The 25,409-nt window shown below is 67.2% G+C and carries 24 protein-coding genes; 5 read left to right on the forward strand and 19 right to left on the reverse strand.

Going from position 1 to position 25,409, the window contains the following annotated elements:
- The first annotated feature begins 89 nt into the window (after window positions 1-89).
- Window positions 90-2,042 (forward strand): M23 family metallopeptidase, encoded by a 1,953-nt coding sequence (locus tag BLT60_RS03750; protein WP_090874832.1) that lies wholly within the window; start codon window positions 90-92, stop codon window positions 2,040-2,042.
- Window positions 2,043-2,161: 119 nt separating this feature from the next.
- On the opposite strand, the gene BLT60_RS03755 is transcribed toward BLT60_RS03750, so the two are convergent.
- From BLT60_RS03755 to BLT60_RS03770, 4 genes are read right to left on the reverse strand one after another with little or no spacing between them, the layout of a single operon-like run.
- A complete protein-coding gene (locus BLT60_RS03755; protein WP_210185528.1) occupies window positions 2,162-2,941 on the reverse strand; it encodes an amino acid ABC transporter ATP-binding protein in 780 nt (259 codons plus the stop codon).
- Window positions 2,938-3,591, reverse strand: coding sequence for an amino acid ABC transporter permease (locus tag BLT60_RS03760; RefSeq protein WP_090874834.1), 654 nt, complete (start codon window positions 3,589-3,591; stop codon window positions 2,938-2,940). The genes BLT60_RS03755 and BLT60_RS03760 overlap by 4 nt, the downstream gene beginning before the upstream one ends.
- Before the next feature lie 10 nt (window positions 3,592-3,601).
- Complete coding sequence (locus BLT60_RS03765) at window positions 3,602-4,261, reverse strand: amino acid ABC transporter permease (protein WP_090874835.1); 660 nt, start codon at window positions 4,259-4,261, stop codon at window positions 3,602-3,604.
- 30 nt (window positions 4,262-4,291) lie between these two features.
- Window positions 4,292-5,131, reverse strand: a complete 840-nt coding sequence (locus BLT60_RS03770; protein ID WP_090874836.1) for a transporter substrate-binding protein — start codon at window positions 5,129-5,131, stop codon at window positions 4,292-4,294.
- 68 nt (window positions 5,132-5,199) lie between these two features.
- Here BLT60_RS03770 and BLT60_RS23950 point away from each other — a divergent pair, with 68 nt between their 5' ends.
- A complete protein-coding gene (locus BLT60_RS23950; protein WP_175478277.1) occupies window positions 5,200-6,063 on the forward strand; it encodes an IclR family transcriptional regulator in 864 nt (287 codons plus the stop codon).
- Window positions 6,064-6,116: 53 nt separating this feature from the next.
- On the opposite strand, the gene clpB is transcribed toward BLT60_RS23950, so the two are convergent.
- The gene (gene clpB, locus BLT60_RS03785) at window positions 6,117-8,726 is read right to left on the reverse strand and encodes an ATP-dependent chaperone ClpB (RefSeq protein ID WP_090874837.1); all 2,610 of its coding nucleotides are present in this window, start codon (window positions 8,724-8,726) and stop codon (window positions 6,117-6,119) included.
- A gap of 288 nt (window positions 8,727-9,014) precedes the next feature.
- Between clpB and BLT60_RS03790 the strand changes: the two genes are divergently transcribed.
- A complete protein-coding gene (locus BLT60_RS03790) occupies window positions 9,015-10,304 on the forward strand; it encodes a M12 family metallo-peptidase (RefSeq protein ID WP_175478278.1) in 1,290 nt (429 codons plus the stop codon).
- Window positions 10,305-10,350: 46 nt separating this feature from the next.
- Here BLT60_RS03790 and BLT60_RS03795 read toward each other — a convergent pair whose 3' ends face one another.
- From BLT60_RS03795 to BLT60_RS03815, 5 genes are all read right to left on the reverse strand, one after another.
- On the reverse strand, window positions 10,351-10,986 hold the full coding sequence (locus BLT60_RS03795) for a DUF4167 domain-containing protein (RefSeq protein WP_090874839.1): 636 nt from the start codon (window positions 10,984-10,986) through the stop codon (window positions 10,351-10,353).
- A gap of 328 nt (window positions 10,987-11,314) precedes the next feature.
- On the reverse strand, window positions 11,315-12,259 hold the full coding sequence (gene prmC, locus BLT60_RS03800) for a peptide chain release factor N(5)-glutamine methyltransferase (RefSeq protein WP_090874840.1): 945 nt from the start codon (window positions 12,257-12,259) through the stop codon (window positions 11,315-11,317).
- Window positions 12,256-13,323, reverse strand: a complete 1,068-nt coding sequence (prfA, locus tag BLT60_RS03805; RefSeq protein WP_090874841.1) for a peptide chain release factor 1 — start codon at window positions 13,321-13,323, stop codon at window positions 12,256-12,258. Before prfA ends, prmC begins: the two co-directional genes overlap by 4 nt.
- Before the next feature lie 29 nt (window positions 13,324-13,352).
- Window positions 13,353-15,620, reverse strand: a complete 2,268-nt coding sequence (ptsP, locus tag BLT60_RS03810) for a phosphoenolpyruvate--protein phosphotransferase (RefSeq protein ID WP_090874842.1) — start codon at window positions 15,618-15,620, stop codon at window positions 13,353-13,355.
- Window positions 15,621-15,699: 79 nt separating this feature from the next.
- Window positions 15,700-16,953 carry an aspartate kinase gene (locus BLT60_RS03815; protein ID WP_090874843.1) on the reverse strand — a complete coding sequence of 418 codons (1,254 nt, stop codon included), beginning with the start codon at window positions 16,951-16,953 and terminating at the stop codon, window positions 15,700-15,702.
- A 138-nt stretch (window positions 16,954-17,091) separates the two neighbouring features.
- Between BLT60_RS03815 and ubiG the strand changes: the two genes are divergently transcribed.
- Window positions 17,092-17,865: a bifunctional 2-polyprenyl-6-hydroxyphenol methylase/3-demethylubiquinol 3-O-methyltransferase UbiG gene (gene ubiG / locus BLT60_RS03820; protein ID WP_090874844.1), complete on the forward strand. Its 774-nt coding sequence runs from the start codon at window positions 17,092-17,094 to the stop codon at window positions 17,863-17,865.
- Here ubiG and BLT60_RS03825 read toward each other — a convergent pair.
- From BLT60_RS03825 to BLT60_RS03845, 5 genes are all read right to left on the reverse strand, one after another.
- Complete coding sequence (locus tag BLT60_RS03825) at window positions 17,862-18,209, reverse strand: VOC family protein (protein ID WP_175478279.1); 348 nt, start codon at window positions 18,207-18,209, stop codon at window positions 17,862-17,864. The two genes, ubiG and BLT60_RS03825, sit on opposite strands and share 4 nt — an antisense overlap.
- 96 nt (window positions 18,210-18,305) lie before the next feature.
- Window positions 18,306-18,971 (reverse strand): SDR family oxidoreductase, encoded by a 666-nt coding sequence (locus BLT60_RS03830; RefSeq protein WP_090874846.1) that lies wholly within the window; start codon window positions 18,969-18,971, stop codon window positions 18,306-18,308.
- A gap of 38 nt (window positions 18,972-19,009) precedes the next feature.
- Window positions 19,010-19,495: a DUF1178 family protein gene (locus BLT60_RS03835; RefSeq protein WP_090874847.1), complete on the reverse strand. Its 486-nt coding sequence runs from the start codon at window positions 19,493-19,495 to the stop codon at window positions 19,010-19,012.
- A 9-nt stretch (window positions 19,496-19,504) separates the two neighbouring features.
- Window positions 19,505-20,353, reverse strand: a complete 849-nt coding sequence (locus tag BLT60_RS03840) for a carbon-nitrogen hydrolase family protein (RefSeq protein ID WP_090874848.1) — start codon at window positions 20,351-20,353, stop codon at window positions 19,505-19,507.
- A 35-nt stretch (window positions 20,354-20,388) separates the two neighbouring features.
- The gene (locus BLT60_RS03845; RefSeq protein ID WP_090874849.1) at window positions 20,389-21,183 is read right to left on the reverse strand and encodes a ComF family protein; all 795 of its coding nucleotides are present in this window, start codon (window positions 21,181-21,183) and stop codon (window positions 20,389-20,391) included.
- 112 nt (window positions 21,184-21,295) lie between these two features.
- On the opposite strand from BLT60_RS03845, the gene BLT60_RS03850 reads away from it, so the two are divergent.
- Complete coding sequence (locus BLT60_RS03850; RefSeq protein WP_090874850.1) at window positions 21,296-22,204, forward strand: methyltransferase domain-containing protein; 909 nt, start codon at window positions 21,296-21,298, stop codon at window positions 22,202-22,204.
- Window positions 22,205-22,210: 6 nt separating this feature from the next.
- Here BLT60_RS03850 and BLT60_RS03855 read toward each other — a convergent pair whose 3' ends face one another.
- The 4 genes from BLT60_RS03855 to BLT60_RS03870 all read right to left on the reverse strand — a co-directional run bounded on the left by BLT60_RS03855 (window position 22,211) and on the right by BLT60_RS03870 (window position 25,206).
- Window positions 22,211-22,438, reverse strand: a complete 228-nt coding sequence (locus tag BLT60_RS03855; RefSeq protein WP_139167747.1) for a hypothetical protein — start codon at window positions 22,436-22,438, stop codon at window positions 22,211-22,213.
- 55 nt (window positions 22,439-22,493) lie between these two features.
- Window positions 22,494-22,892, reverse strand: coding sequence for an 8-oxo-dGTP diphosphatase MutT (mutT, locus tag BLT60_RS03860; protein WP_090874852.1), 399 nt, complete (start codon window positions 22,890-22,892; stop codon window positions 22,494-22,496).
- A gap of 154 nt (window positions 22,893-23,046) precedes the next feature.
- Window positions 23,047-24,279, reverse strand: coding sequence for a bifunctional glutamate N-acetyltransferase/amino-acid acetyltransferase ArgJ (gene argJ / locus BLT60_RS03865; protein ID WP_090874853.1), 1,233 nt, complete (start codon window positions 24,277-24,279; stop codon window positions 23,047-23,049).
- A 51-nt stretch (window positions 24,280-24,330) separates the two neighbouring features.
- The gene (locus BLT60_RS03870) at window positions 24,331-25,206 is read right to left on the reverse strand and encodes a peptidylprolyl isomerase (protein ID WP_090874854.1); all 876 of its coding nucleotides are present in this window, start codon (window positions 25,204-25,206) and stop codon (window positions 24,331-24,333) included.
- Between the last annotated feature and the right edge of the window lie 203 nt (window positions 25,207-25,409).

A 25,409-nucleotide genomic window follows, 5' to 3' on the forward strand; every position in this document is an offset into this window, starting at 1 on the left:
CTTGCCGAGGGGGTTCGGACGGGAATGACGGGGTCTTTGTTCGTTCCGGAGTGGCGGTCGTGAGAGGCCCCACCCTATTGGGAACCGTTATGCGCGGAAGCGCCGACGGGATCGATCTCGGCAGCGAACCGCCGCTGCGCGTCGGCGAAACGTCCGATGAGGCCCCGGTCCGCCGCTCCGTCAGCATCCGCTGGCTGTCGGGCACCATTCTCACCGGCCTGACGTCGGTCTTTCTCATGGGCGGCGCTTTGATGGCCGCTCTTTCCAACCCGCACCAGTTCGCCGAGTTGCCGGACGCCGCCGACAGCTCGATCATCGCCCCGGCCGCGAGCATCGCCTTTGGCCGCAAGGGCGATCGCATCCAGCCGCTGCTCGAGGAGGTTTCGAGCCGCCAGATCCTCCAGGTCTCGACGGTTACCAAGCAGGGCGAGCGCGATTTCATCAAGCTGCGCCCCTTCGCCAAGATCGTCGCGACCCTCTCCGCCCGCGAGTCGGAGTTCGACGAGCAGATCCCGACCTATGACGCGATGCGGATTTTCGCCGACACCTCGGCGCCCGAAGCGCCGGATAAGGGCGACGACGTCGCTGGAACCGACGACCAGTTCTATGGCGCCGACGTCGATGGCGAGGTTTCGGTCAAGGTCAGCGACTTCCCCGTTGGCGGCATCGAGATCGACACGACCTTTGCCCCCGCGACCGAGGACGTCGAGGCAATTGTCCGCGCCTCGCTGCAATCCGGCGACGGCTCGGCGCAGATGTCGGCGCTCGCCTATATCGACCCGACCGGCGATTCCGAGGAATTCGTCGAGGAAGATCCCTTCACGGCATTGGGCGTCAGCATCGTGCCGGAGAACGTCTCCAGCGTCGTCAAGTCGTCGACGGGCGAGGACGGAGGCGATGGCAGCGAGGAGCGGATCGTCGCTGTTGCCAAGGGCCAGTCCTTCATGTCCCTTCTCCAGGACAACGACATCACCGAGCGCGACGCCAAGGCGATCGTCGGCGCATTGTCGGAACTGGTCGATCTCAACAGCATTCACGTCGGCCAGAAGGTCCGCGTCGCCTATGCCGTCAACATCGACGAGGCCGACCCCGAGCCGATCCGAGTCAGCGTCTATGACGATGGCGCCCATCAGGCCAGCGTTGCCCGCACCGACGACGACGGCTTCCGTCGGACCGACGAGCCGGTTCTCGGCACCAATGCCCTCGCCGAGGTCGAGCCCGAGAAGTTCGGCGCCATGCCCAAGGTCTATGACGCGGTCTATCGCACCGCGCTGGAGCAGGAGGTCCCCAAGGCGCTGATCGACCAGCTGGTTCGCGTCTTTGCCTTCGACGTCGACTTCCAGGCGCGTATCTCGCCCGGCGATACGATCGAGGTTTTCCATTCCCTGCCGGAAGACGATGCGGCCGCCAGCGAACCGGAAGTGCTCTTCGCCGCTCTGACCCTCAATGGCGCCAGCAAGCGCTTCTACCGCTTCCGCACCCCCGACGACGGCGTCGTCGACTACTATGACGAGGAAGGCCGGAGCGCGAAGAAGTTCCTGATGCGCAAGCCGATCACCTCCGGCGTCCTGCGCTCGCGCTTCGGCATGCGACGCCACCCGATCCTTGGCTATTCCCGCCTGCATTCCGGCGTCGATTATTCCGCCCCGCGGATGACGCCCATTCTCGCCGCCGGCAACGGTGTGGTCGAAAAGGCCGGCAGGACCTCGGGCTACGGCAATCTCATCATCCTGCAGCACACCAACGGCTACGAGACGGCCTACGCTCACCAGACCAAGTTCGCCGATGGCATTCGCCCGGGCGCCCGGGTCCGCCAGGGCCAGGTCATCGGGTATGTCGGCTCGACAGGCCTGTCCACCGGACCGCATCTCCACTTCGAGATGCGGGTCAACGGCAAGGCGGTCGATCCGCTCCGCATTCGCCTGCCGCGCGGCCGCGTCCTCGAGGACCAGCTGCTCGCCGCCTTCGAACGCGAACGCGAGCGCATCGACAATCTGCTTGGCAACCAGGGCATTCCGACCGAGGTCGCCTCGACCAACTAGTCTCTTTGCCGGCTCTGCCGCTTTTGCTTAGCCGGGAAAGGATTCGCGGGGTCGGCATTCGTTGCCCTGCGGCGATGGACGGAGTCGTCCGCTTCGCCGGCAAAGCGACGCCGACAAGCCTAATGGCTGACGTTGGCGAGGAAGGTCTTCAGCCGCTCGGTCGCCGGGTTGCCGAACACCTCCTCTGGCGGCCCCTCCGCGACGACCACCCCCTGGTCCATGAAGACCGTGCGCGTCGACACCTGGCGGGCAAAGCGCATCTCATGGGTGACGATCATCATCGTCGTCCCCGCCTCGGCAAGGCCGCGGATGGTGACCAGCACCTCCTGCACCAGTTCGGGATCGAGCGCCGAGGTCACCTCGTCGAGCAGCAGGAGGCGCGGATCCATCGCCAGCGCCCGGGCGATGGCGACGCGCTGCTGCTGGCCGCCGGACAGGGCCGAGGGATGATGGTCGCGGCGTTCGGCGAGGCCGATCCGGTCAAGCCAATGCTCGGCGATCGTCCGGGCCTCGCTGGCCGGCTTGCCCTGCACCTTGGTCAGCCCGAGCATGACGTTGCTCAGCGCCGTGAGGTGCGGAAAGAGATTGTAGCTCTGGAAGACCATGCCGATCCGCGACCGCTGTCGGGCAAGCTGGCGCCCTGACAGCCGCGTTCGCCGGCCGTCGGGCGACACCCGGTAGCCGAGCGGATCGCCGTCGAGGCGAATCTCGCCGCCCTCGAACTCCTCCAGCAGGTCGACGCAGCGCAGCAGCGTCGTCTTGCCCGAACCGCTCGCTCCGATGATCGACACCACGTCGCCGGAATAGACGTCGAGATCGACGCCGCGCAGGATCGGGTTGGCGCCGAATGATTTCTCCAGCCCCGCGATGTTGAGGACGGCTTCGCCGCGATCGCTCATTGGTTCTGGAACCTGCGCTCGACCCATCCGCCGCCGGCCGAGATGGTGAGGTTGATGACAAGGTAGAGCGCGCCGACGAGCGCGTAGAATTCCATGGTCATGAAGGTGCGGCCGATGACTTCCTGGGTGGTCAGCAGCAATTCGCCGACGCCGATCGCCGAGAGCAGCGACGACGCCTTGACGATCTCGACCGCGGTATTGACGAAGTTCGGCGCGATCTGGCGCAGCGCCTGCGGCACCAGCACATAGGCCAGCATCTGCGGAAAGGTCAGGCCGATGGCCCGCGCCGCGTCGGTCTGCCCGGCGGGAATCGCGTTGAGCGCGCCGCGCAGCGTCTCGCCGATATGGGAGGCGCAGAAGATCGTCAGCGCCAGCACCCCGGCCTCGATCGGTCCGGGGCTGATCCCGAGGCCGGCCGGCATGTAGTAGCTCGCCAGGATCAGCACCAGCACCGGCGTACCGCGCACGATGTCGACGAAACCGCGGAAGGGCAGCGCGGCGATTCGACCGCCATAGGTCAGCATCAGGCCGATCACCAGCCCGAGGATGGTTCCCAGCACCACCGCGGCGCCCGATATGCCGACGGTCAGCAGGAAGCCGTGCCACAGCGGCCCGGAGGCGGAGTCGAGAACCTCGAGGAAGCGCTCCATCGCCCGCCCCTCAGAACTTCGGGAAGGCCGCTTCGAGGCGGCGCAGCCCCGTCGCGATCAGCGCACAGGTGAAAACGTACATCAGGCTGGCGATCATCCACACCTCGATGACGCGAAAACTCTCGTTGTTGATCTTGCGCGCCTGGAAGGTGAGTTCCGGCACGGCGATCACCGCCGCGATCGAGGTGTCCTTGAACAGCGAAATGAAATTGTTGCCGACGCTCGGCAGCGCGTTGCGCAGCGCGATCGGCAGGATGACCCAGATCGCCGTCCCCGTCCGCGTCAGGCCGATCGACTGCGCCGCCTCGGTGATTCCCTTCGGAATCACCTGGATCGCCGCGCGGAAGGATTCGGTCAGATAGGCCCCGGCATAGACCGCCAGGACGGCGGCGAAGGTGATGACATTGTCGAAGCGGATGCCGATCGAGGGCAGCGCGAAGAAGGCGAAGAGCGCCAGCACGAGAATCGGCACGTTGCGGATCAGGCCGACATAGAGCGCCACCAGGATCCGCGCCGGTCGCCCGCCATAAACGGCGGCGAGCGCCGCCAGGATGCCGATCAGCGAACCGACCAGCAACCCGCCGAGCCCCATCTCGAGACCGAGAAGGAGCCCGGCAAGGAGGTCATCGAAACCCCGGAAGACCGCGCCGAAATTGAGCGTGTAATCCATCGCCCCTGTCCGGCGCGGCGCTTCGGAAGCCTAGCGGAGTTCGCCGGGGAAGCCGACCTGCGGTGCCGGCGGCTTCTCGCCGAACCACTTCTCGAAGGAAGCGGAATAGGCCGGGAAGTCGACGCCGGTCATCGCTTCGCGGAAGGCGATGTCGACGAAATGCAGGAAGTCCGGATCGCCCTTCTTGACCGCGCAGGAATAGGTCTGCGGGTTCCAGCCGTAGCCGCCTTCGACGTAGCGGTCGGGGTTCTGCGCGACGAACCACTTGGCCGACGACATGTCGGTGGCGGCTGCGTCTGCGCGGCCCGAGTTGAGCGCCTGATACATCAGGTCGACGCTGTCATACTGGTCGACCTTGGCGTCGGGAAGCGCCTGGTGGACCATGTCCTCGGCATAGACATTCTGCAGCACCGACACGGTGATGCCGTCGCCCGCCGCCACCAGGTCGTCGTAGCTCTTGTAGTCGCCGTCCTTCATCATCAGGACGCCGACGCCTTCGCGGTAATAGGGAATCGTGAAGTTGACCTGCTGGGCCCGCCCGCCGGTCACCGTCATGAACTGGCAGGTAACGTCGACCTTGTCGGTCAGCACGTTCGGGATCCGCGAATCGGACGACTGGGTGACGTACTCGACCTTCTCGGGATCGTCGAAGATGGCCTTGGCCAGGATGTGGCCCATGTCGACGTCGTAGCCGACGAGGTTGCCCTGATCGTCCTTGAAGTGCCACGGCGGGTTGGTGCTGCCGGTGCCGACGATGATGTAGCCGCGATCGAGAATGGTCTGCAGCCGGTCTTCGGCCGCCGCACCGCCCGTCGCCATGGAGGTGACGACGACCGCCCCCGCCACCAATGCGCCAATTTGCATTTTCATGGGTATCCCCCTTCCCTGAGGTCCGGTATAGCAGACATGATGTCCGGAATAACGATCAGGATGCTAGTATGGAAGATGGGATCAGGCAACGGACGAATGGTGGAGGCGAAATCCCGGTCGCAGGGGACGAGCGCAAGGAGACGACCGCCGATGCCATTTCGCGCGGCAAGCCGACGCGGAATGCGACCCCCACCCGCGCCCGTGGCCTCGACCGCGCCGTCGAGATCTTTCAGTTGCTGCATGTCGTCCGGAAGCCGATTCCGATCGGCGAGATCGCGAAGCGGCTCGGCGCGCCACGATCGACGATCTACGAGATCGTCAATCTCTTCCTCGCCGCCGGTATCCTCGAATATTCCGGCAAGGGCGCCGAGGTCTTTTTCGGCCGGGCGATCTACCTCTATGCCAACGACTATTTCGCCACCCACGCGGTGGTCCGGCTCGGTGAGGAGGAGGTTCGCCGCCTCGCGTCGCTGACCGACGAGACCTGCCAGCTCTGCATGCCGGTCGGCAACAAGTATGCCGTCGTCTCGATGCAGAACAGCGCACGCCTCTTCCGCATCGGCTCGGATGTCGGCGTGCTCGTGCCGATCCCCTGGACGGCATCGGGGCGCTTCTTCGTCGCCCACATGACCCCGGCGGAACTCGAGGCCTTCATCCCGCCGGAGGACTTCCGGCTGCAGGACGGGCGAAAGATAGACCCGGCGCTCTTCCTCGCCCAGGCCAAGTCGGCGCTGGCCGACGGGATCTGCATCATCCCCGGCCTCGTCGACGAGCATGCCACCTGCGTCGCCGCGCCGATCACCGATCACGCCGGCCGCTGCGTCGCCTGCATCTGCTTCATCGTCTCCGCCGCCACCAGCGAGCAGCGTATGCGGGAGTTGTCGGCGGTGCTGGTCGAATCGGCCAGGAAGATCTCGGCAAGCCCCGGCTGAAAGCAAAAAAGGCCCGGCGCGAACCGGGCCTTTTCAATCTGCATGCTTGAGGCTCAGGCTGCCTCTTCCTTCTTGCCGCCGGTCACCTGGGGCAGGAAGAGGAGCTTGTCGGTACCGCCGGTGATCTTCACCTTGGCGCCGTCCGGCACCTCGCCGGCCAGGATCTTGTCGGCAAGCGGGTCCTGGACCTCGCGCTGGATGACGCGCTTGAGCGGCCGGGCCCCGTAGGTCGGGTCATAGCCCTTGTCGGCCAGCCACTTCCGCGCCGACTCGTCGAGATCGATGGCGATCTTCCGCTCCTCCAGCAGGCCCTGCAGCCGCTTGAGCTGGATGTCGACGATCGCCCCCATCTCGCTCCGCTTGAGGCGGTGGAAGAGGATGATGTCGTCGAGTCGGTTGAGGAATTCCGGCCGAAAGTGCGACCGCACCACGCCCATCACCATGTCGCGCACCTCGTCGACACCCTGGTTGTCCTCCAGCCCGGCGAGATAGTCGCTGCCGAGGTTGGAGGTCATGACGATGATGGTGTTGCGGAAGTCGACCGTCCGGCCCTGGCCGTCGGTCAGCCGCCCGTCGTCGAGCACCTGGAGGAGCACGTTGAAGACGTCGCCATGGGCCTTTTCGACCTCGTCGAAGAGGATCACCTGGTAAGGCCGGCGGCGCACCGCCTCGGTCAGCGTCCCGCCTTCCTCATAGCCGACATAGCCGGGCGGCGCGCCGATCAGCCGGGCGACGGAGTGCTTCTCCATGAATTCCGACATGTCGATGCGGACCATCGCCGTCTCGTCGTCGAACAGGAAGGACGCCAGCGCCTTGGTCAGCTCGGTCTTGCCGACGCCGGTCGGGCCGAGGAACATGAACGAGCCGATCGGCCGGTTCGGATCCTGGAGCCCGGCGCGCGCCCGCCGGACCGCGGTCGACACCGCATGCACGGCTTCGCCCTGGCCGACGACCCGCTTGGCGAGTTCGTCTTCCATGCGCAGGAGCTTCTCGCGCTCGCCCTGCAGCATCCGGTCGACCGGGATCCCGGTCCACCGCGACACCACCTGGGCGATGTGGTCCGGCGTCACCGCTTCCTCGACCATGTCGCCGGCTTCCCGGCTGGTCTGTTCGGCCTCGACCAGTTGCTTCTCGAGCTTGGGGATCGTCCCGTAGGCCAGTTCGCCAGCCTTGGCGAGATCGCCGGCGCGCTGCGCCCGGTCGAGGTCGGCCCGGGCCTGGTCGAGCTGCTCCTTGACCTTGGTCGACGAGGCAAGCTTGTCCTTCTCCGCCATCCAGCGCTGGGTCAGCGACTGGCTCTGCTCCTCGAGATCGGCAAGCTCTTTCTCGAGCCGTCCCAGCCTGTCCTTCGACGCCTGGTCGGTTTCCTTGGTCAACGCCTCACGCTCGATCTTGAGCTGGATGATGCGCCGATCGAGTTCGTCGAGCGCCTCCGGCTTGGAATCGACCTGCATCCGCAGGCGCGAGGCCGCCTCGTCGATCAGGTCGATCGCCTTGTCCGGCAGGAACCGGTCGGTGATGTAGCGATTCGACAGCGTCGCCGCGGCGACCAGCGCCGAGTCGGTCAGCCGGATGCCGTGATGCAGCTCGTATTTCTCGCTGATGCCGCGCAGGATCGAGACGGTGTCCTCGACCGTCGGCTCGTCGACGAAGACCGGCTGGAACCGCCGGGCGAGCGCCGCGTCCTTTTCGACATGCTTGCGATATTCGTCGAGCGTCGTCGCGCCAACGCAGTGCAACTCGCCGCGCGCCAGGGCCGGCTTGAGCAGGTTCGAGGCGTCCATCGCCCCTTCCGCCTTGCCGGCGCCGACCAGCGTATGCATCTCGTCGACGAAGAGGATGATCTGCCCTTCCGCCGACTGCACTTCGGACAACACGGCCTTCAGCCGCTCCTCGAACTCGCCGCGATACTTGGCGCCGGCGATCAGAGCGCCCATGTCGAGCGCCAGGAGCTTCTTGTTCTTCAGGCTCTCGGGCACGTCGCCATTGACGATCCGCAGCGCCAGGCCTTCCGCGATCGCGGTCTTGCCGACGCCCGGCTCGCCGATCAGCACCGGGTTGTTCTTGGTCCGGCGCGCCAGCACCTGGATCGTGCGGCGGATCTCCTCGTCGCGACCGATCACCGGGTCGAGCCGGCCCTCGCGCGCGTCCTCGGTCAGGTCGCGCGCATATTTCTTCAGGGCGTCATACTGGCTTTCGGCCGACGCGGAGTCGGCGGTCCGCCCCTTGCGGATCTCCTCGATGGCGGTGTTCAGCGTCTGCGGCGTCACGCCGGCATCGGCGAGGATCTTGGCGGTCTTGGCGTCCTTCTCGATCGCCAGCGCCAGCAGCAGCCGCTCGACCGTGACGAAGGAGTCCCCGGCTTTCTTCGCCGCCTTCTCGGCGGTGTCGAAAACCTTGGCCGTCGGTTGGGCGAGGTAGATCTGCCCCGACCCGCCGCTCACCTTGGGAAGCGCGGCGAGCGCCTGCTCGGTCTCGGCAAGCGCCTGCCGGGCGTTGCCGCCGGCGCGCTCGATCAGCCCGGCCGCGAGCCCTTCTGGATCGTCGAGAAGAACCTTGAGGATGTGTTCCGGGGTGAATTGCTGATGGCCCTCGGCCAGCGCCCCCGTCTGTGCGGACTGGATGAATCCACGGGCCCGCTCCGTATAGATTTCGAAGTTCAATTTGCCCTCCTGACCCGGACCCTCCGCCCAATCGGCGCGAAAGACCCGTTCGATGATTTGGCACGATCTAAAGGCTTCGGCGCCCGGTTCGGCACGCCTTGAAAAACATATGGTGATGACGAGCCGGTTAAAAAAGAGGCCCGGATTCGAGCCGCCCCGTCGAACCGGACCTGGCCTGGGTCACAATTCAGGCACCATTGTCTGGCTCACCGCACTGGCGGATATTGGACCGACCGGCGGCCGTCGCGGCCGACAGGAACAGACACGCCAGCCTTGATGAGGCCGATCATGCCGATCTTCAGACTGAACCTCCCGATCGCATTTCTCGCGGCAGCGCTGGTTGGCCACGCTGCCCACGCCCAGGACGCCGAGCCGATCGACCTGTTCGACACCGGTCGCCCCAATCGCCAGGGCCTGCCGGCCAATGCCGATGCCCTCGGCATGGCGCCGGAGACCGTCGGCGCGGTCGGCTATTTCACCCTGTCGACCGCGGCCGGCACGAACCTGCGGTCGAGCGGCGCGCCACGGCGCATGCGGATTGCTCTCCCGGACGGCGGCGCGGTCACCTGCACCCTCACCGCCGGAGCGCCGCAGAACGGCGTCGAGGTCCTCCGCGGTTCACTCGGCGACGGCAATGGCGCCGACCATTGCTACCTGCTGGTCAAGGATGGACAGGTCACGGGCGACATCCAGACCGCGACCGGCCGCTATCGCATCCTGCCGGCCGGACCGGGCAACACCCATGCGGTCGTCGAGATGCGGACCAATGCCTTCCCGGCTGAAGGCGACGTGGTCGAGCCACCGGTGCCGAAGCGGCGCGGCCGGAGCATGATCGGCGAGCCTCTGTGCGATGTCGCAGGCGCCGGCGATCGCGGCACCATCGACCTGATGGTGCTCTACACGCCAGCCGCCGCCGCGAAATCGGACATGGAGGTGATGGTCGCCGAGGCGATGACCCAGTTGAAGGACGCGCTGATGCAGCAGCCCGGCGAGAATTTCGGCGTCAATGTCCGCCTCGTCCACAGCCAGCAGGTCGATTATGTCGAGGGGGCCGATCTAGGCGTCGACCTCGAGCGGCTCAGCGGCGCCGAACCCGGCCAGCTCGCCGAGGTACCGGTGCTGCGCGACCGCTACAAGGCCGACATCGTCCACATGATCGTCGAGAATAATCTCGAATCCTGCGGTCTCGGCTGGATGATCGAGCCCGGCTACGACGACAGCGCCGACTACGCCTTCTCGGTCAGCGAACGGGTCTGCGCGGTCGACAATTTCAGCTTCGCCCACGAAGTCGGCCACAACATCGGCATGAACCACGACCGCTACGTCGTGGAGAATGCCGGGGACGAAGATATCAATTTCGGATTCGTTTCAGTCGACACCGGGCGGCGCACACTGATGGCCTATGACCACAAGTGCCAGGACATCGGCAAGAGCTGCCCGCGCATCCTGACCTTTTCGACGCCCGCGCCGGTGATGGGTGGCGATACCGCATGGGGCGTCCCCCCGGCGCGCGGCGATGGCGCCTATAACCGCGAAATCCTCTGTCGCAACGCCCCGGGCATCGCGCAGTATCGCTGACGGACGGCGGCGCTGGATCGCGCCGCTCCGCCAGCAAGGCCGGACGTCAGTCCTCGACCGGCGTCGGCTCGGCCGCTGCGGCCTCGGCGCGCGGAGCCGCATTCTGGTCGTCCGTCCGTGCCCGGTAGGGGCGGCGGCGACGCGGACGCGGCGCCGGGGTCGAACCCTGGTCGTCGGGACGGATTTCCTGCGGCTGGTCGTCCGCGGCGGCGGCGATGTCCTGCCCGTTGCCGTTCACATGCGGCTGCGGATCGGACGCCGGCTGCGGATCGGAACCACCGGATTTCGGCCGCTCGTTTTCCTGGCGGGACTGGTTGCGATTCTGCTGGGTGTTGTCGTTGTTGCCGTCGTTGTCGCCGTCATTGTCCCCATCGTCGCCGTCGCGGAAATTCTGCTGCGGCTGGTTCTGGGGCTGCGGCTGGGCCGCCTGGGCAGCGGCGACGATGCGATAATAATGCTCGGCATGCTGCAGAAGGCTCTCGGCATGCACCCGGTCGCCGGACGACTGGGCGTCCCGGGCCAGCTGGGCGTAGCGTTCCGCGATGTGGAGCGGCGTGCCGCGGACCTTCACGTCCGGGCCGTTGCTCTCATACGATCGCGTCAGCGGGTTCGGTCCCTTGCGGTTCCGCCCGCGCATACGCTTATTATTGTTATTGTTGTTGTTCTGGTGTCCTTGCCTCATCAACCTTCTCTTCTGCCTTTATAGCGGTCCGCGAATCCACTCACTGACGAGCTGCATCGCGATCGGGCGCTGCTGCCTGCGAATCCATCCGGGACTCGGAGTCTACCGGTATGGCTGTTGGCCTCTTTCGACGTTGACTCACCCGGTCAAGGTTCCCCGAGCAGGGAGCTCCGCGCTAAGCTGACTCGGTCCGCCCGTAACGATGTTGGATGGTCCGAAAAGGCCAGACGACATCCAAGATCTGATTTCGCTCGGTTGGAAGCGTGTACCAGCGCCCAAGAATCAAAGGGCGTATGCCCATGAAGATGCGATGGACTTTGTCCGTTTCCTACGGCGAGCGGACGTTAGCCGCTTCGCCGCCGATTTCCAAGCCTATTTTTGCGGCCTTTGGTTTAAGCTGAATTGTTCGCTCGATTCCGGCGAAATCGCGATAGCTTTGAGCATCATAGCCGCGTTCGCGGCCCATCTGCAAAACCCGCTCGGCCTGGCCGGCTCCGATCTCGACGAATGCCATGCCCTGCGGGGCGAGAATCGCAGCGAGCGAGTCGAAAAGGCCGGGATACACGGCAAGCCCTTCGGCCCCACCGTCAAGTGCAAGATGGGGATCGTGCGCGCGCACCGCAACCGGCAGGTCCGCCATATCCGCCGCCGCGATATAGGGCGGGTTGGACACGACGATGTCGAATCGCCCTGAGATCGCCGCGCTCCAGTCCCCGACCAGGAAATGCGCCCGCTCGCCCAGTCCGAGCGCCACCGCGTTTCGCCGGGCGGTGCGCGCCGCGTCCTCGCTGAGGTCGATGCCGATACCGATGGCGCGCGGCAGTTCGCTGAGCAGCGCCAGCAGGATCGCCCCCGATCCGGTGCCAAGGTCGAGGATGGTCAGCGGCGCCGCGCGCCGCCCCGCGCCATCGAGCGCCGCCAGCGCCGCCGCGACCAGCGTCTCGGTATCCGGCCGTGGCACCAGCGTCCCGTCCGACAGGGCGAACCGCAGGCTCCAGAATTCCTTTTCGCCGAGGATCCGCGCCACCGGTACCCCCGCCGCCCGCTTGTCCGCCCAGGCCTCGACGGTCCGTTCGATCGCCGGCGGCACGCTCTCCCGGTCATGCAGCACCAGATCGGTCGGGCTGTAGCCGAGGGCATGGCCGACCAGCAGCCGCGCATCGAGATCGGGGGTGGCATCATCCTCCCCCGCGCAGGACGCAGCGAGCTGCGCGGCGATCCGGCGGCGCAGCGTCGCGACGGTCGCGCCAGCGCCCGCCGCAGGCGGCGTCACGCCGCCTCCTCCGCCGCGAGCAGCGACGCCTGATGGTCGGTGATCAGCGGCTCGATGACGTCGTCGAGCCCGTCGCCGGCAATCACCTCATCGAGCTTGTAGAGCGTCAGGTTGATGCGGTGGTCCGTCACCCGCCCTTGCGGGAAATTGTAGGTGCGGATGCGCTCGGACCGGTCGCCGCTGCCGACCTGGACGCGGCGCGCCTCGGCGCGTTCGTCGTCGGCATTCTGGCGCTCGAGGTCGAACAGCCGGGCGCGCAGCATCTGCATCGCCTGGGCGCGGTTCTGATGCTGCGATCGCGACTGGGCGATAATGATGATTCCTGTCGGAATGTGCAGGATGCGAATGCCGGAATCGGTGGTGTTGGCATGCTGGCCGCCGGCGCTGGAAGCCCGCGTCGTGTCGACCCGGATGTCTTCCGGCCGGATCGCGACATCGACCTCCTCGGCCTCCGGCAGCACCGCGACGGTCGCCGCCGAAGTGTGGATACGGCCGCTCGCCTCGGTCGCCGGAACCCGCTGGACGCGATGGACGCCGGACTCGAATTTCAGCCGTGCGAAGACGCCCTTGCCGGTGATGTTGGCGATGATTTCCTTGAAGCCGCCGGCGTCGCCCTCGCTCTCCGACAGCACCTCGACCCGCCAGCCGTGAAGATCGGCATAGCGCTGGTACATCCGGAACAGGTCGCCGGCGAACAGCGCCGCCTCGTCGCCGCCGGTGCCGGCGCGGATCTCGACGATGGCGCTCTTCTCGTCGGCCGCGTCCTTCGGCAGGAGTAAGAGCCGCACCTCCTCGGTCAACGCCTCGATCCGGGCATCGAGCGCCTCGGCTTCCTCGCGGGCCATCGCCGCCATTTCCTTGTCGGCCAGCAGCGCCTCGAGGCCCTCGCGCTCGTGCAGCGCCGCCCGCAACGCCGTCACGCCCTCGAAAACCGGCTCGAGTTCGGCACGCTCGCGACTGAGCTTGACCAGCGTGTCGCTGTCCAGCGGCGTCGACAGCTTCGCGTCGATGACCTCCACGCGGGAGATCAGGGCGTCGATCTTTTGCTCCGGGATCATGGTCATCGGCTAAGGACGCGCATTCTGTTGTGTCGTCAAAAGGGAACATCCTCGGCGACGGCGAAATCGGCCAGCGCGGTGCGCACGCCGTCCTCGTTGCCCTGATCGTCGAGAAGCGAGCGGATCGTCTCCGACACCTTGCCTGCGTCAAGCGCCATCGCCATCGCCTTGACCGGCCCGACCGCGGCCGCCGACATCGACAGCGACCGGTAGCCGAGGCCGATAAGCGCCATCGCCATCAGCGGGTTGCCCGCCATCTCGCCGCACAGCGTCACCGGCAGGTCGGCCTTCTTCGCCGCCTCGACGATCTGCCGCAACGCCCGCAGGAAGGGGCGCGACAGCGGATCGAAGCGCCCGGCAACCATGATGTTGCCGCGGTCGCTGGCGGTCATGAACTGATGCAGGTCGTTGGAGCCGACCGAAACGAAGTCGACCAGTTTCGACAGGCCGTCGAGCTGCCACAGCATCGACGGCACTTCGATCATCGCGCCAATCAGCAGCTCCGACGGGATCTCGTGCCCGTGCCGCTTGAGATGCCCGATCTCGCGATCGATCAGTTCCCGCGTCTCGCGCACCTCCCAGAGGTCGGTGATCATCGGCAGCATGATCCGCAACTGCCGGCCGGCCGCCGCCTGCAGCAGGGCGCGAAGCTGCATCCGCAACAGTCCCGGACGGTCGAGGCCGAGGCGGATCGCCCGCCACCCCATCGCCGGGTTCTCTTCCTGCGCGGTCCGCAGATAGGGCAGCACCTTGTCGCCGCCGATATCGAGGGTCCGGAAGGTGATCGGGAGCTCGCCGGCGGCTTCCATCACCGTCCCGTAGAAGGCGCGCTGCTCGCCGAGCTTCGGCATCCGCTCGGCGATCATGAACTGGAGTTCGGTGCGGAACAGACCGATGCCCTCCGCGCCGGATTCCTCCAGGTGCGGCAGGTCGACCAGCAGTCCCGCATTCATCAAGAGCCGGATCCGCTGCCCGTCGCGGGTCACCGCCGGCTTATCGCGCAGCAGCTGATACTGTTCCTGCCGCTTGGCGCGGAAACGGACCTTCTCGGCATAGGCCGCCTCGACATCGGCGGTCGGGCGGATATGCACCTCGCCGGCCAGCCCGTCGACGATCACCGCGTCGCCATTCTCGACCAGCGACAGCACGTTGCTCGCCCGCCCGACCGAGGCAATGCCGAGCGCCCGGGCGACGATGGTGACGTGGCTGGTCGGTCCGCCTTCCTCCAGCACCAGTCCGCGCACCCGTTCGCGGTCATAGTCGAGGAGTTCGGCCGCGCCCATGTTGCGCGCCACGATGATCGCGTCGCGCGGCAATTCCTGCGCCGACGGCCCGTGCGACTTGTTCATCAGCACGCGCAACAGCCGGTTGGCGAGATCGTCGAAATCGTGGAGGCGGTCGCGGAGGAACGGATCGGTCTGGCGCTGGAGCCGCGCCCGCGTGTCGCTCTGCACCTTCTCGACCGCGGCTTCCGCCGTCAGGCCGTTGTGGATCGCCTCGTTCATCCGGCGGACCCAGCCCCGATCGTGGGCGAACATCCGGTAGGCTTCGAGCACGTCGCGGTGCTCGCCGGTTTCGGCGATGTCGTCCCGCGACAGCATGTCGTCGACGAACAGCCGCAGGCTGGCAATCGCCTGCTCCAGCCGCTGCGCCTCGACCTCGACGTCCTCGGCGATCAGGGCGGTGACCACGACGCGCGGCTCGTGCAGCACGATATGGCCGAGCCCGACGCCTTCGCACAGGCCGACACCGGTGGTGGTGATCGGCCGCTTGAGGTCGATCACGGTGCCGGGCTGCGCCAGCCGCTCCAGTTCGCCGACGGCCAGCATCTCGGCCAGCACCATCGCGGTGGTCTGGAGCGCCTCGACTTCCTCGTCGTAATAGGTCCGGTGCGTGCGGTTCTGCACGACCAGCACGCCGAGCGTCCGGCCGGCGCGCAGGATCGGCACGCCGAGGAAGGAGGAATAGATTTCCTCGCCCGTCTCCGGCAGGTAGCGATAGGCCGGGTGCTGCTGGGCATTCGGCAGGTTGAGCGGCCGCGCCTCGGCGGCGATGGTGCCGACCAGGCCCTGCCCGGTCCGCAGCGCCGCGTGATGAACGGCCTCGGCCTTCAGGCCTTCCGTCGCATAGAGTTCCAGCACGCCATCGGACCGCAGCACATAGACCGAGCAGACCTCGGCCACCACGTTGGCCGCGATCTGGGTAACGATCTTGTCTAGCCGTTCCTGCGCGCTGATCGGCTCCGCCATGATTTCGCGCAAGCGGCGGAGCAGGACGCGCGGTCCGGCGGGGAGGCCCCGCATGATCCGCTATCCTAGTGGACGTATTGTAGCCGCGGCCGATGCCGTCGGCGGTCTCGCGGACGCTCGAATCCGCGTCCGGTTAATCCTTGTCGAGCCCGTATAGCGAATGCAAAGTCCGTACCGCAAGCTCGGTATACGACGCGTCGATGAGCATCGAGATCTTGATTTCCGACGTGGTGATCGCCCGAATGTTGATGCCACGGGTCGCCAGCGCCTCGAAAGCCTGCGCCGCGACACCAGCGTGGCTGCGCATGCCGATGCCGATGACCGAAATCTTGGCCACGTCGGTGGAGCCTTGAATCGCCTGGTAGCCGACATGGTCGCGCGCCCCTTCGAGAACCGCCTGTGCCCGGTCGAAATCGGCGATCGGCACGGTGAAGGTAAGATCAGTCAACGATCCATCCTCCGAAATGTTCTGGACGATCATGTCGACGTTGATATTGGCCGTCGACAGCGGCATGAAGACCGCCGCCGCGACGCCCGGCTTGTCGGCGACCCTGCGCAACGAAATCTGGGCTTCGTCCTTCGAATAGGCGATGCCTGTGACTACCTGTTTTTCCACAATTTCATCCTCGTCACAGATCAGGGTTCCGGGCGGCTCGGCCGCGTTAATCAGGTCCGGCGACTCCGGATCGGAAAAGCTTGAGCGCACGAAGGTCCGCACGCCGTGGACCATCGCCATCTCGACCGAGCGGACCTGCAGCACCTTGGCGCCGAGCGACGCCATTTCCAGCATCTCCTCGTAGGAGATGCGGCTCATTCGCCGGGCCTTGGCGACGATCCGCGGATCGGTCGTGTAGACGCCGTCGACATCGGTATAGATGTCGCAACGGTCGGCCCCGACTGCCGCGGCCAGCGCCACCGCGGTGGTGTCCGAGCCGCCCCGGCCGAAGGTCGAGACCCGGTTGTCGGGCGCGACCCCCTGGAAACCGGCGACAACCGCCACTTGGCCCTGTTCCATCCGCCCGATCATCGTCGAGCCGTCGATATTGGCGATCCGCGCCGCGCCATGAGCGGAATCGGTCCGGATCGGGATCTGCCAGCCGAGCCACGAGCGGGCGTTGACACCCATGTCCTGAAGCGTGATTGCCAGCAGCCCGGCGGTGATCTGCTCGCCGGCCGCGACCACCGCGTCATACTCGCGCGCGTCGTGCAGGCGCGAGGCGGCGCGCGTCCATTCGACGAGCTGGTTCGTCGTCCCGGCCATCGCCGAAACCACGACGGCAACCTGATGACCGGCCGCGACCTCGCGCTTGACGTGGCGCGCGACGTTGCGGATGCGGTCGATATCGGCGACCGACGTGCCGCCGAACTTCATCACCAACCGTGCCATTGCGCTTCCGCCACCCGTCCTTTGTCGCCGAAAAGGCGCGCCTTCTTAGCGACTGGCGCGGTTTGCCGCAACGGCCGGCGGTAGGGAGCCCATTTCGAAGTAGCGGAACGACGGCGGATCGCCTAGCGTTCCCGCATCATGCCGACCGCCTCGACCATCGACCGCGACGAAGTGGCCCGTTTCTCCGCGCTTGCCGGGAAATGGTGGGATCCGGGCGGCCCGATGGCCCCGCTCCACCGGCTGAATCCGGTCCGCCTCGGCTACATCAAGGCGCAGATCTGCGCCCATTTCGACGGTCCCGGGGCCGGCCAGCGCCGTGATCCGCGCGATGGCCGCGCCCTCGAAGGCCTGCGCATTCTCGATATCGGCTGCGGCGCCGGTCTCGTTTGCGAGCCGCTGGCCCGGATGGGCGCCGGGGTCACCGGCATCGATCCTTCGGACGAGAATATCGCCGTCGCCAGCCACCATGCCGCCGAATCCGGCCTCTCCATCGATTACCGCGCCACCACCGCCGAGGCGCTGATCGGCGCGATCGAGCCTTGTGACGTCGTCCTGGCGCTTGAGGTGGTCGAGCATGTCGCCGATGTCCGCCTGTTCATCGAATCCGCCGCCGCCCTGGTGCGGCCGGGCGGCCTCGTCATCGCCTCGACCATCAACCGCACCTTCAAGGCCCTGGCTTTCGCCATCATCGGCGCCGAATACGTCCTGCGCTGGCTGCCGCGCGGCACCCACTCCTACGACAAGCTGGTCACCCCGGACGAACTCGGCGGCGCCTTCCGCGCCGCCGGCCTGACCCGCCGCGACGAAACCGGCGTCGTCTATGTGCCGATCGCCGATCGCTGGCAGCTCTCCGACGACACCGACGTCAACTACATGATGGTCGCCGGCAAGCCGGTGGCGCCCGCAGCCTAACCCGACTGCTTGGTCCACACCGCCAGTTCGTTGCCGCCCGGTTCGCGAAACTGAAAGCGCCGCCCGCCGGGAAAATCGAATTGCGGGCGGGTGATCTCCGCCCCGGCTGCCGTCACCGCGGCTTCGGCCGCGTCGAGGTCGTCGGCATAGAGAATCGCCAGCGGCGCCGACGGCTCGCCCTCGGCCTGTTCGATCCCGCCATCGAGTCCGGCATTGTCGATCGCCGCATAGGATGGCCCGTAACTGGTGAAGGTCCAGCCGAACGCCGCTTCGAAGAAGGCCTGGCTGCGGACGATGTCACGGCTGGAAAACTCGAGATAGTCGATTGGCAATCGCGCAGGCATCACCTGTCCTCCCGAATTTGTTCGCTTTTTGTTCTCTATATCGCGCCGCGCCCCCGGTGAAAAGGGCGCGGCGAAAAAGCCTGGGGACCGTCCGCCCTACCAGGGCAGTTCGTGGCCCTCGGCATGGATGAACTTGCCGGTCGCTTCCAGCGTCATGTCGTCGATCCGCGCCACCATGCGGGCGGCGGCGTCTTCCGGCTCGACCCCGCCCGGCACGTTGCCCAGCATGTCGGTCTTGACCATGCCGGGATGCAACAGCATCACCGCGATGCCGCGCGGCTCGAGGTCGAGCGCCAGCCCGACGCCGGCCATGTTCACCGCCGCCTTCGACATCCGGTAGCCATAGGCGCCGCCGGACCCGTTGTCGCCGATCGACCCGCTTCGGCTGGTGACGATCGCCACCTTGGCGCCCTCCTTCAGCCGCGGCAGCATAGCGCGCGTGATGCGGAGAGGCCCAAGCGTATTGACCTCGAACTGACGCCGGATGCGGTCCCAGTTGAGGTCTTCGAGCGTCTCGGACGTTGCGATGCCGGCATTGGCGATCAGCACGTCGACGGAGTTCTCGCCAAGCGAGTCGGCGAAGCGCTGCACCGCCGCGTCGTCGGTCAGTTCGACCCCCTCATGCACTTCGGCGCCGAGCGCATCAAGGTCGGCGGAGGTGACGCGGACCGCCGCGACGACCTCGTCGCCCCGCGCGACATAGGCGCGGGCAAGCGCAAGTCCGATTCCACGATTGGCTCCAGTAATGACGATGCGTGCCATGAAGGCGGCTCCCCTGTTTCGTTCCTGTGTATGAATGCTCAGTTCTGGTCTTCGGGGAGTGACGGCAACGGGTAGAAGTCGATCCCCTCCTCGGCCAGCGCCTTGGCGTCCTCGCTGGTCGCCTCGCCGTAGATGCCGCGCGGCTCGACTTCCTGGTGGTGGATCTTCCGCGCCTCCTCGGCGAAGCGGTTGCCGACATAGTCGGCTCGCTCGGTCACCTTCTGGCGAAGCTCGCGGATCGCGCTGCGCAACGCCCGCTCGCGCGGGTCCGACGTCGCAAGCTGCACGTTTTCGTCGGCGGCCGGCGCCGCCTCCCGCCCGGCATCGACCTTGACGATATCCATGCCCCGCGTCCTGGGCGAGCGTGCCACCGCCGGCGCCATCAGCGCTTTCTCGACCCGCGTCGAGCCGCAGACCGCGCAATTGACCGCCTTCTCGCCCGCCAGCCGGTCGTAGTCGTCGCCGGACCGGAACCAGGCCTCGAACTCGTGGTCTTTCTCGCAACGCAGGGCAAATCGGATCATGCGATGTCCTCAGGCGGTCTCGAGTTCCGCGGCTGTGCCGGGAAGTTCATAGGGCGGATCGCTGGCAAGCGCCGGAATCCGCTGGCGCGCCGCAGCGCTCGCCGCCGGATCGATATCGGCGAGGATGACATCGGGATCGGTGCCGGCTTCCGCAAGGATCCGCCCCCAGGGGTCGACGATGATGCTGTGGCCGTAGGTGTCGCGACCGTCGTCGTGGTGTCCCCCTTGCGCCGCTGCGATCACGAAGGAGCCGGTCTCGATCGCCCGCGCCCGCATCAGGATGTGCCAGTGCGCCTCGCCGGTCGTCCTGGTGAAGGCCGCCGGGATCGCCAGCGCCGCCGCGCCATGGGTCGCCAGCGTGTGGAACAGGTTGGGGAAGCGAACGTCGTAGCAGATCGACAGGCCGAGCCGCAGCCATGGCAGGTCGGCGATAACAGCCGCCTCGCCGCGCCGGTAGAGGCGGGACTCGCGGTAGCTCTCGCCATTCGCCAGGTCGACATCGAACATGTGGATCTTGTCGTAGCGGGCGACGATGCCGCCGTCCGGCCCGATCAGGAAAGCGCGGTTGGCGACCGAGGTCGGGCCGAGCTTGATCGCCATCGAGCCGATATGGACATGGATGCCGAGTTCCCTGGCCAGCGCCCGGAAACGCGCCAGGGAGGGATCGTCCGCCTCGGCCGAGATGCTGGCGAGCAGGCGCTCGCGATCCATGCAGAGGATCGTCGTCATTTCCGGCGTCAGCGCATAGTCGGCGCCCGCCGACGCCGCCGCGCGGATCAGGCGCTCCGCCTCATCCGTGTTCGCCTCGACCGAGAAGCCGCTGCGCATCTGAATCGCCGCTGCGCGGAAGCCAGCCATGATCGCTCTCCTTGTCCGGATGCACAGGATATCGGTCAGATGCCGTCGCGGACAACCCGCGCAAAGACCAGCACGTCGACGCCGCTCGCCCCGGCCCGCAGCAGCGCCCGCGTCACCGCCCGCGCCGTCGCGCCCGTCGTATAGACATCGTCGACCAGCAGCACCCGCCGCCCGGCGACGATCGGCTTGTAGTCGGCCGGCACCTGGAAGGCGCCGCGCACGTTGCGGTCGCGTTCGTTGGCCGACAGTCCCACTTGCTGCGCCGTCGCCCGCACCCGTTTCAGCGCCATCGGCACGAACGGCTTGTCGGCCGAGGCCGCGACGACCGCGGCCAGCGCCGCCGACTGGTTGAACCGCCTCAGCCACAAGCGCCAGCGATGCAGCGGCACCGGCAGGATGAAATCGGCCTCGGCGATCACATCGCCGCCGGCCCGCGCCATCCACGCGCCCATCCAGCGGGCGAGTTCCGTGCGGTCGCGATATTTCAGCCCGTGCACCAGCGACCGGGCGACCGTATCGAAACGCGCCACGGCGCGCAGGCGATCGAAGGGCGGCGGTTCGGCAATCGCTTCCGCCGACAGCGCATTCGGCCCGAGGTCATAGGCGAAGGGCAGGCCGAGCCGGGCGCAATAAGGCTTCTCGATCAGCCGCAATTCGCCCCAGCAGACCGGGCAGAGGCCGCCGAGACGCGAGACGTGGCGTTGGCAGGAAAGGCATTGCGCCGGCAGCGCCAGGTCGGCGACGGTCGAAGCCGCCGCGCGGATCGGGCTGCCCCAGGACCGCGTCGGCGGTCGCCGGACCGGCGGCCGCGTATGAATGTTTCTCTCCATTGCGGCCAATTTAGCGCCCCGACAATGGCAGAGTCATGGACTGTTTTCGATCCGCGTCGAATTTGCCGCCGGCGCTTTTGACGCGCCGGCCGAGCCGGCCCATAACCGCGCCATGGACGGCCCCGCCCCCCTCTTCGACCGCGCTCTGCTCGATCGCCGCCGCGACCGCGCGCTGCGCGCCGGAACGCCCGTCGCCGACTTCCTCCTCCGCGCCGCGACCGACGATCTGGTCGATCGCCTGATGGCGGTGAAGCGCGTTTTCGCCCGCGCCGCCGATATAGCCACGCCGTTGCCCTTGCTTGCCGGGCGCCTCGCCACTTCGAGCCAGGTGGAGACCGTCTTCCGCCTTGCCCGCTCGCCCGAGACGTCGACGGAGGCAGCCTCCTTCCTGGTGATCGGCGACGAGGAAAAGCTGCCTTTTCGAGCGGAAAGCCTCGATCTCGCGGTCTCGGCGCTCGCCCTCCACTACGCCAACGACCTGCCCGGCGCCCTCGTCCAGATCCGCCGCGCGTTGAAGCCCGACGGCCTGTTCCTCGCCACGCTGCTCGGCGGCGACACCCTGACCGAGTTGCGCCAGTCCTTCGCCGTCGCCGAGGCCGAACTGACCGGCGGCGCCTCGCCCCGCGTCGCGCCTTTCGCTGAAATCCGGGTGCTCGGCGGCCTGCTGCAGCGCGCCGGCTTCGCCCTGCCGGTCATCGACCAGGATCGGCTGACGGTCCGCTACGACACGATGTTCGACCTGACGCGCGATCTCCGCGCGATGGGCGCCACCAATGCGCTGGTCGAGCGCGCCCGGCAACCGCTCCGCCGCGCGGTGCTGATCCGCGCCGCGGAGGTCTATGCCGAACGCTTCGCCGACGCCGACGGCCGGGTGCGCGCAACCTTCGATCTGGTCTGGTTGTCGGGATGGGCGCCGGATGAGAGCCAGCAGAAGCCGCTCAGGCCGGGATCGGCCAAGACCCGCCTCGCCGACGCGCTCGGCGTCCGCGAAGTGCCGACCGGCGACAAGCCGGGCGGCTGACGCGCCTTATTGCGCCGGCGTCGAGACGATGGAGCCGGTGGCGATCGGGTCGATGGCCGGAGTCTCGACGACTTCGGTCGCCGTCACCGACAGGCCGCCGAGGAGGATCACCGCGACCCCGAACAGCGCCACGGAGATCGGCAGGTAGGCGGCGGCGCGCAGGTGCGCCGGCGACTCGGGCCGCGTTTCGTCGTCGGGCATGAGAAGAATGGTCCTGCCGAGGTCTGAAGCCATCGGGATGCTGCCTTCGCCGGTGTTGAGGGGCGTTAGGCACAAGTATCGACAAAACCTATAAAAGTTCGATTAACGGCGCGATCAGCGGCGCGTCGGCCGGCGGCATCGGATAGTCGCGCAGCTTGCGCGCCGCCACCCATTTCACCGCCTGCCCCTCCAGCGGCCGCACCGTGCCCTGCCACTTGCGGCAGACGAAGAGCGGCATCAGCAGATGGAAATCCTCATAGGCATGGCTGGCGAAGGTCAGCGGCGCCAGGCAGGCCGACTGGGTGTCGATGGCGAGTTCTTCCCTGAGCTCGCGAACCAGCGCCGCCTCCGGCGTCTCGTCCGCCTCGACCTTGCCGCCGGGAAACTCCCAAAGGCCGGCCATCGCCTTGCCCTCGGGCCGCTGGCTGATCAGCACCCGGCCGTCGATATCGATCAGCGCGCAGGCGACGACGACGAGGAGGGTCATCGACAATGTCCGTTCGCGACCGCGGGCCAAAGGCCATTGCGTCCTTCGAGGCTCCGCTGCGCGGAGCGCCTCGGGATGGCTGGGATGGACCCGCATCGCCATGCTGAGGCGCGAGGGCGTAGCCCGAGCCTTGAAGCACGCACGCGCACGAAGCTCACGACCGGTAGTCGCCGTTGATCGCCACGTATTCCTTGGTCAGGTCGCAGGTCCAGACCCGGTCGCTGCCCGTGCCGAGGCCGATGTCGACGGTGATGACGATGTCCTGGCTCTTCATGTAGGCGGCGGCTACCGCTTCCGAATAGTCCGGGTCGCGCTCGCCATGGAAGGCGACGCGGGTATCGCCGAACCAGATCGCCAGCTTGTCGCGGTCGGCCGGTTCGCCGGCCTTGCCGACCGCCATGACGATCCGCCCCCAGTTGGCGTCCTCGCCGGCCAGCGCCGTCTTGACCAGCGGCGAATTGGCGATCGACAGCGCGATCCGCTTGGCCGAGCGCTTAGAGGTGGCCCGCTCGACCCGCACCTCGACGAATTTCCGCGCCCCCTCGCCGTCCCGCACCACCTGGTGGGCGAGGTCGAGCAGCAGGTCGTCCAGCGCCTCGCGGAAGCCGGCAAGCCGCCGGTCGCGGGTCAAGGTGATCGGCTTGGCCCCGGCGACCTGGCCGGTGGCGAAGATCAGCACCGTGTCGGAGGTCGAGGTGTCGCTGTCGACGGTGATCGCGTTGAACGACCCGGTGACGCCGCGCGACAGGAGCGATTGCAGCACCGGCGCGGCGATCGGCGCGTCGGTGAAGATGAAGGAGAGCATCGTCGCCATGTCGGGCGCGATCATCCCGGCGCCCTTGGCGACACCGTTGATGGCGACCGCCGCATCGCCGATCCAGGCGGTGCGGGTCGCGACCTTGGGAAAGGTGTCGGTGGTCATGATCGCCCGCGCCGCGTCGATCCACGGACCGTCATGCTGGTGGGCGACAAGCCGCTCGACCACCCGGTCGAACTTGGCCGCGTCGAGCGGTTCGCCGATGACGCCGGTCGAGGCGAGAAAGACCTCCTTAGGCCGGCATCCCAGCGCCTCGGCAACCATCGCGGCGCTGAGCTTGACCGTCTCGCGACCGCGCTTGCCGGTGAAGGCATTGGCGTTGCCGGCATTGACCATCAGCGCCCGCGCCTTGCCCGATTGCAGCGCCTCCCGGCACCAGTCGACCGGCGCAGACGGACATTTCGACCGGGTGAAGACACCGGCCGCCGTCGTCCCCTTGTCGAAGGTGGCGAGCAGCACGTCGGTGCGACCGGCATGCTTGATCCCCGCCTCGGCGGAGGCGAAATGAACCCCGGCGATCGGCGGAAGGGTCGGATAGGACGTCGGAGCGAGAGGCGATACCGCGGTCATGGAAACGACTGGGCCATCATCTGGAGAGGGTTCGGCCGGCAAGCGCCGCGGCTAGTTCGCGGCCTCGGGGGCCGGAGCCGGCGCATCGGGGGTCACCAGTTCGATCGTCGCGCCTTCGCGCAGCGTCTCGATTTCCGCGTCGAAGGTGGCGCGGATCAGGTCCTGCTGGATCCGCTGTGCCTGGCTCTCGAAGGTCGGCGGCGGCTCCTCGCGCTTTTCCTCGACCAGGATGACATGCCAGCCGAAGTCGGATTGCACCGGCTTCTTGGTGTATTTGCCCGGCTTGAGGTCGAAGGCCGCCTCTTCGAACGGCTTGACCATCTGGCCGCGCTTGAAGAAGCCGAGATCGCCGCCCGACTGGCCCGATCCGGGATCGAGCGAGGCTTCGGTCGCCAGTTCGGCGAAGTCGGCGCCCTTGTCGAGCTGGGCGATGATGTCCTTCGCTTCCGCCTCGGTCTTGACCAGGATATGGCGCGCCCGCACCTCTTCCTGCGGCTCGAAGGAGGCAATTTCCTCATCGAAACGCGCCTTGACCGCCTCGTCGGTGACGGCGGCGATGAATTTTGTCCGGAGGAATTCGCTGTAGAGGGTCCGGTCGCGCGCAAGGTCGAGGCGGCGCATCACCGCCGGCTCGCTCTCCAGCCCGGCATCCTTGGCCGCCTTGCTGGCCAGCCGGATGTTGATCACCAGGTCGATCAATGCCGCGTCCCGCCGCTCCGGCGCAACCTGGCCGAGCTGGTCGCCGAACTCGGCGGCGGCCAGCGCCAGGTCGGCGGCGGTGATCGGTTCGCCGTTGAGCGTCGCCACGACCATGTCGGCCGGCGCCTCCTGCGCCACGGCCGGACCGGCGAGCGCAAGGGTGGCGACAATCGCCAGTCCGCCAAGCGGAAACCGGCGCCGGCGGGAAACACGGGTAAGCCTTGTCATCGAATCGTCCTGTTCGATTGCTGTAATTGCGCCGCGACACCGTTCAAGCGGTGCCGAAGCAGCACCCGTATCGCACCGGCAGCGCCGTTGACATCCACCAGCCCCCCTCTTATCTCTCTCACGGCTTGGCGTCCAGAACGCTTTGAATTCCCAAGCGTGGCGATGGTGCGGTCGGACATCCGGCGGCCTCGCGCATTTGGTGA

The organism is Bauldia litoralis (genome assembly GCF_900104485.1).
Classification (GTDB): Bacteria; Pseudomonadota; Alphaproteobacteria; order Rhizobiales; family Kaistiaceae; genus Bauldia; species Bauldia litoralis.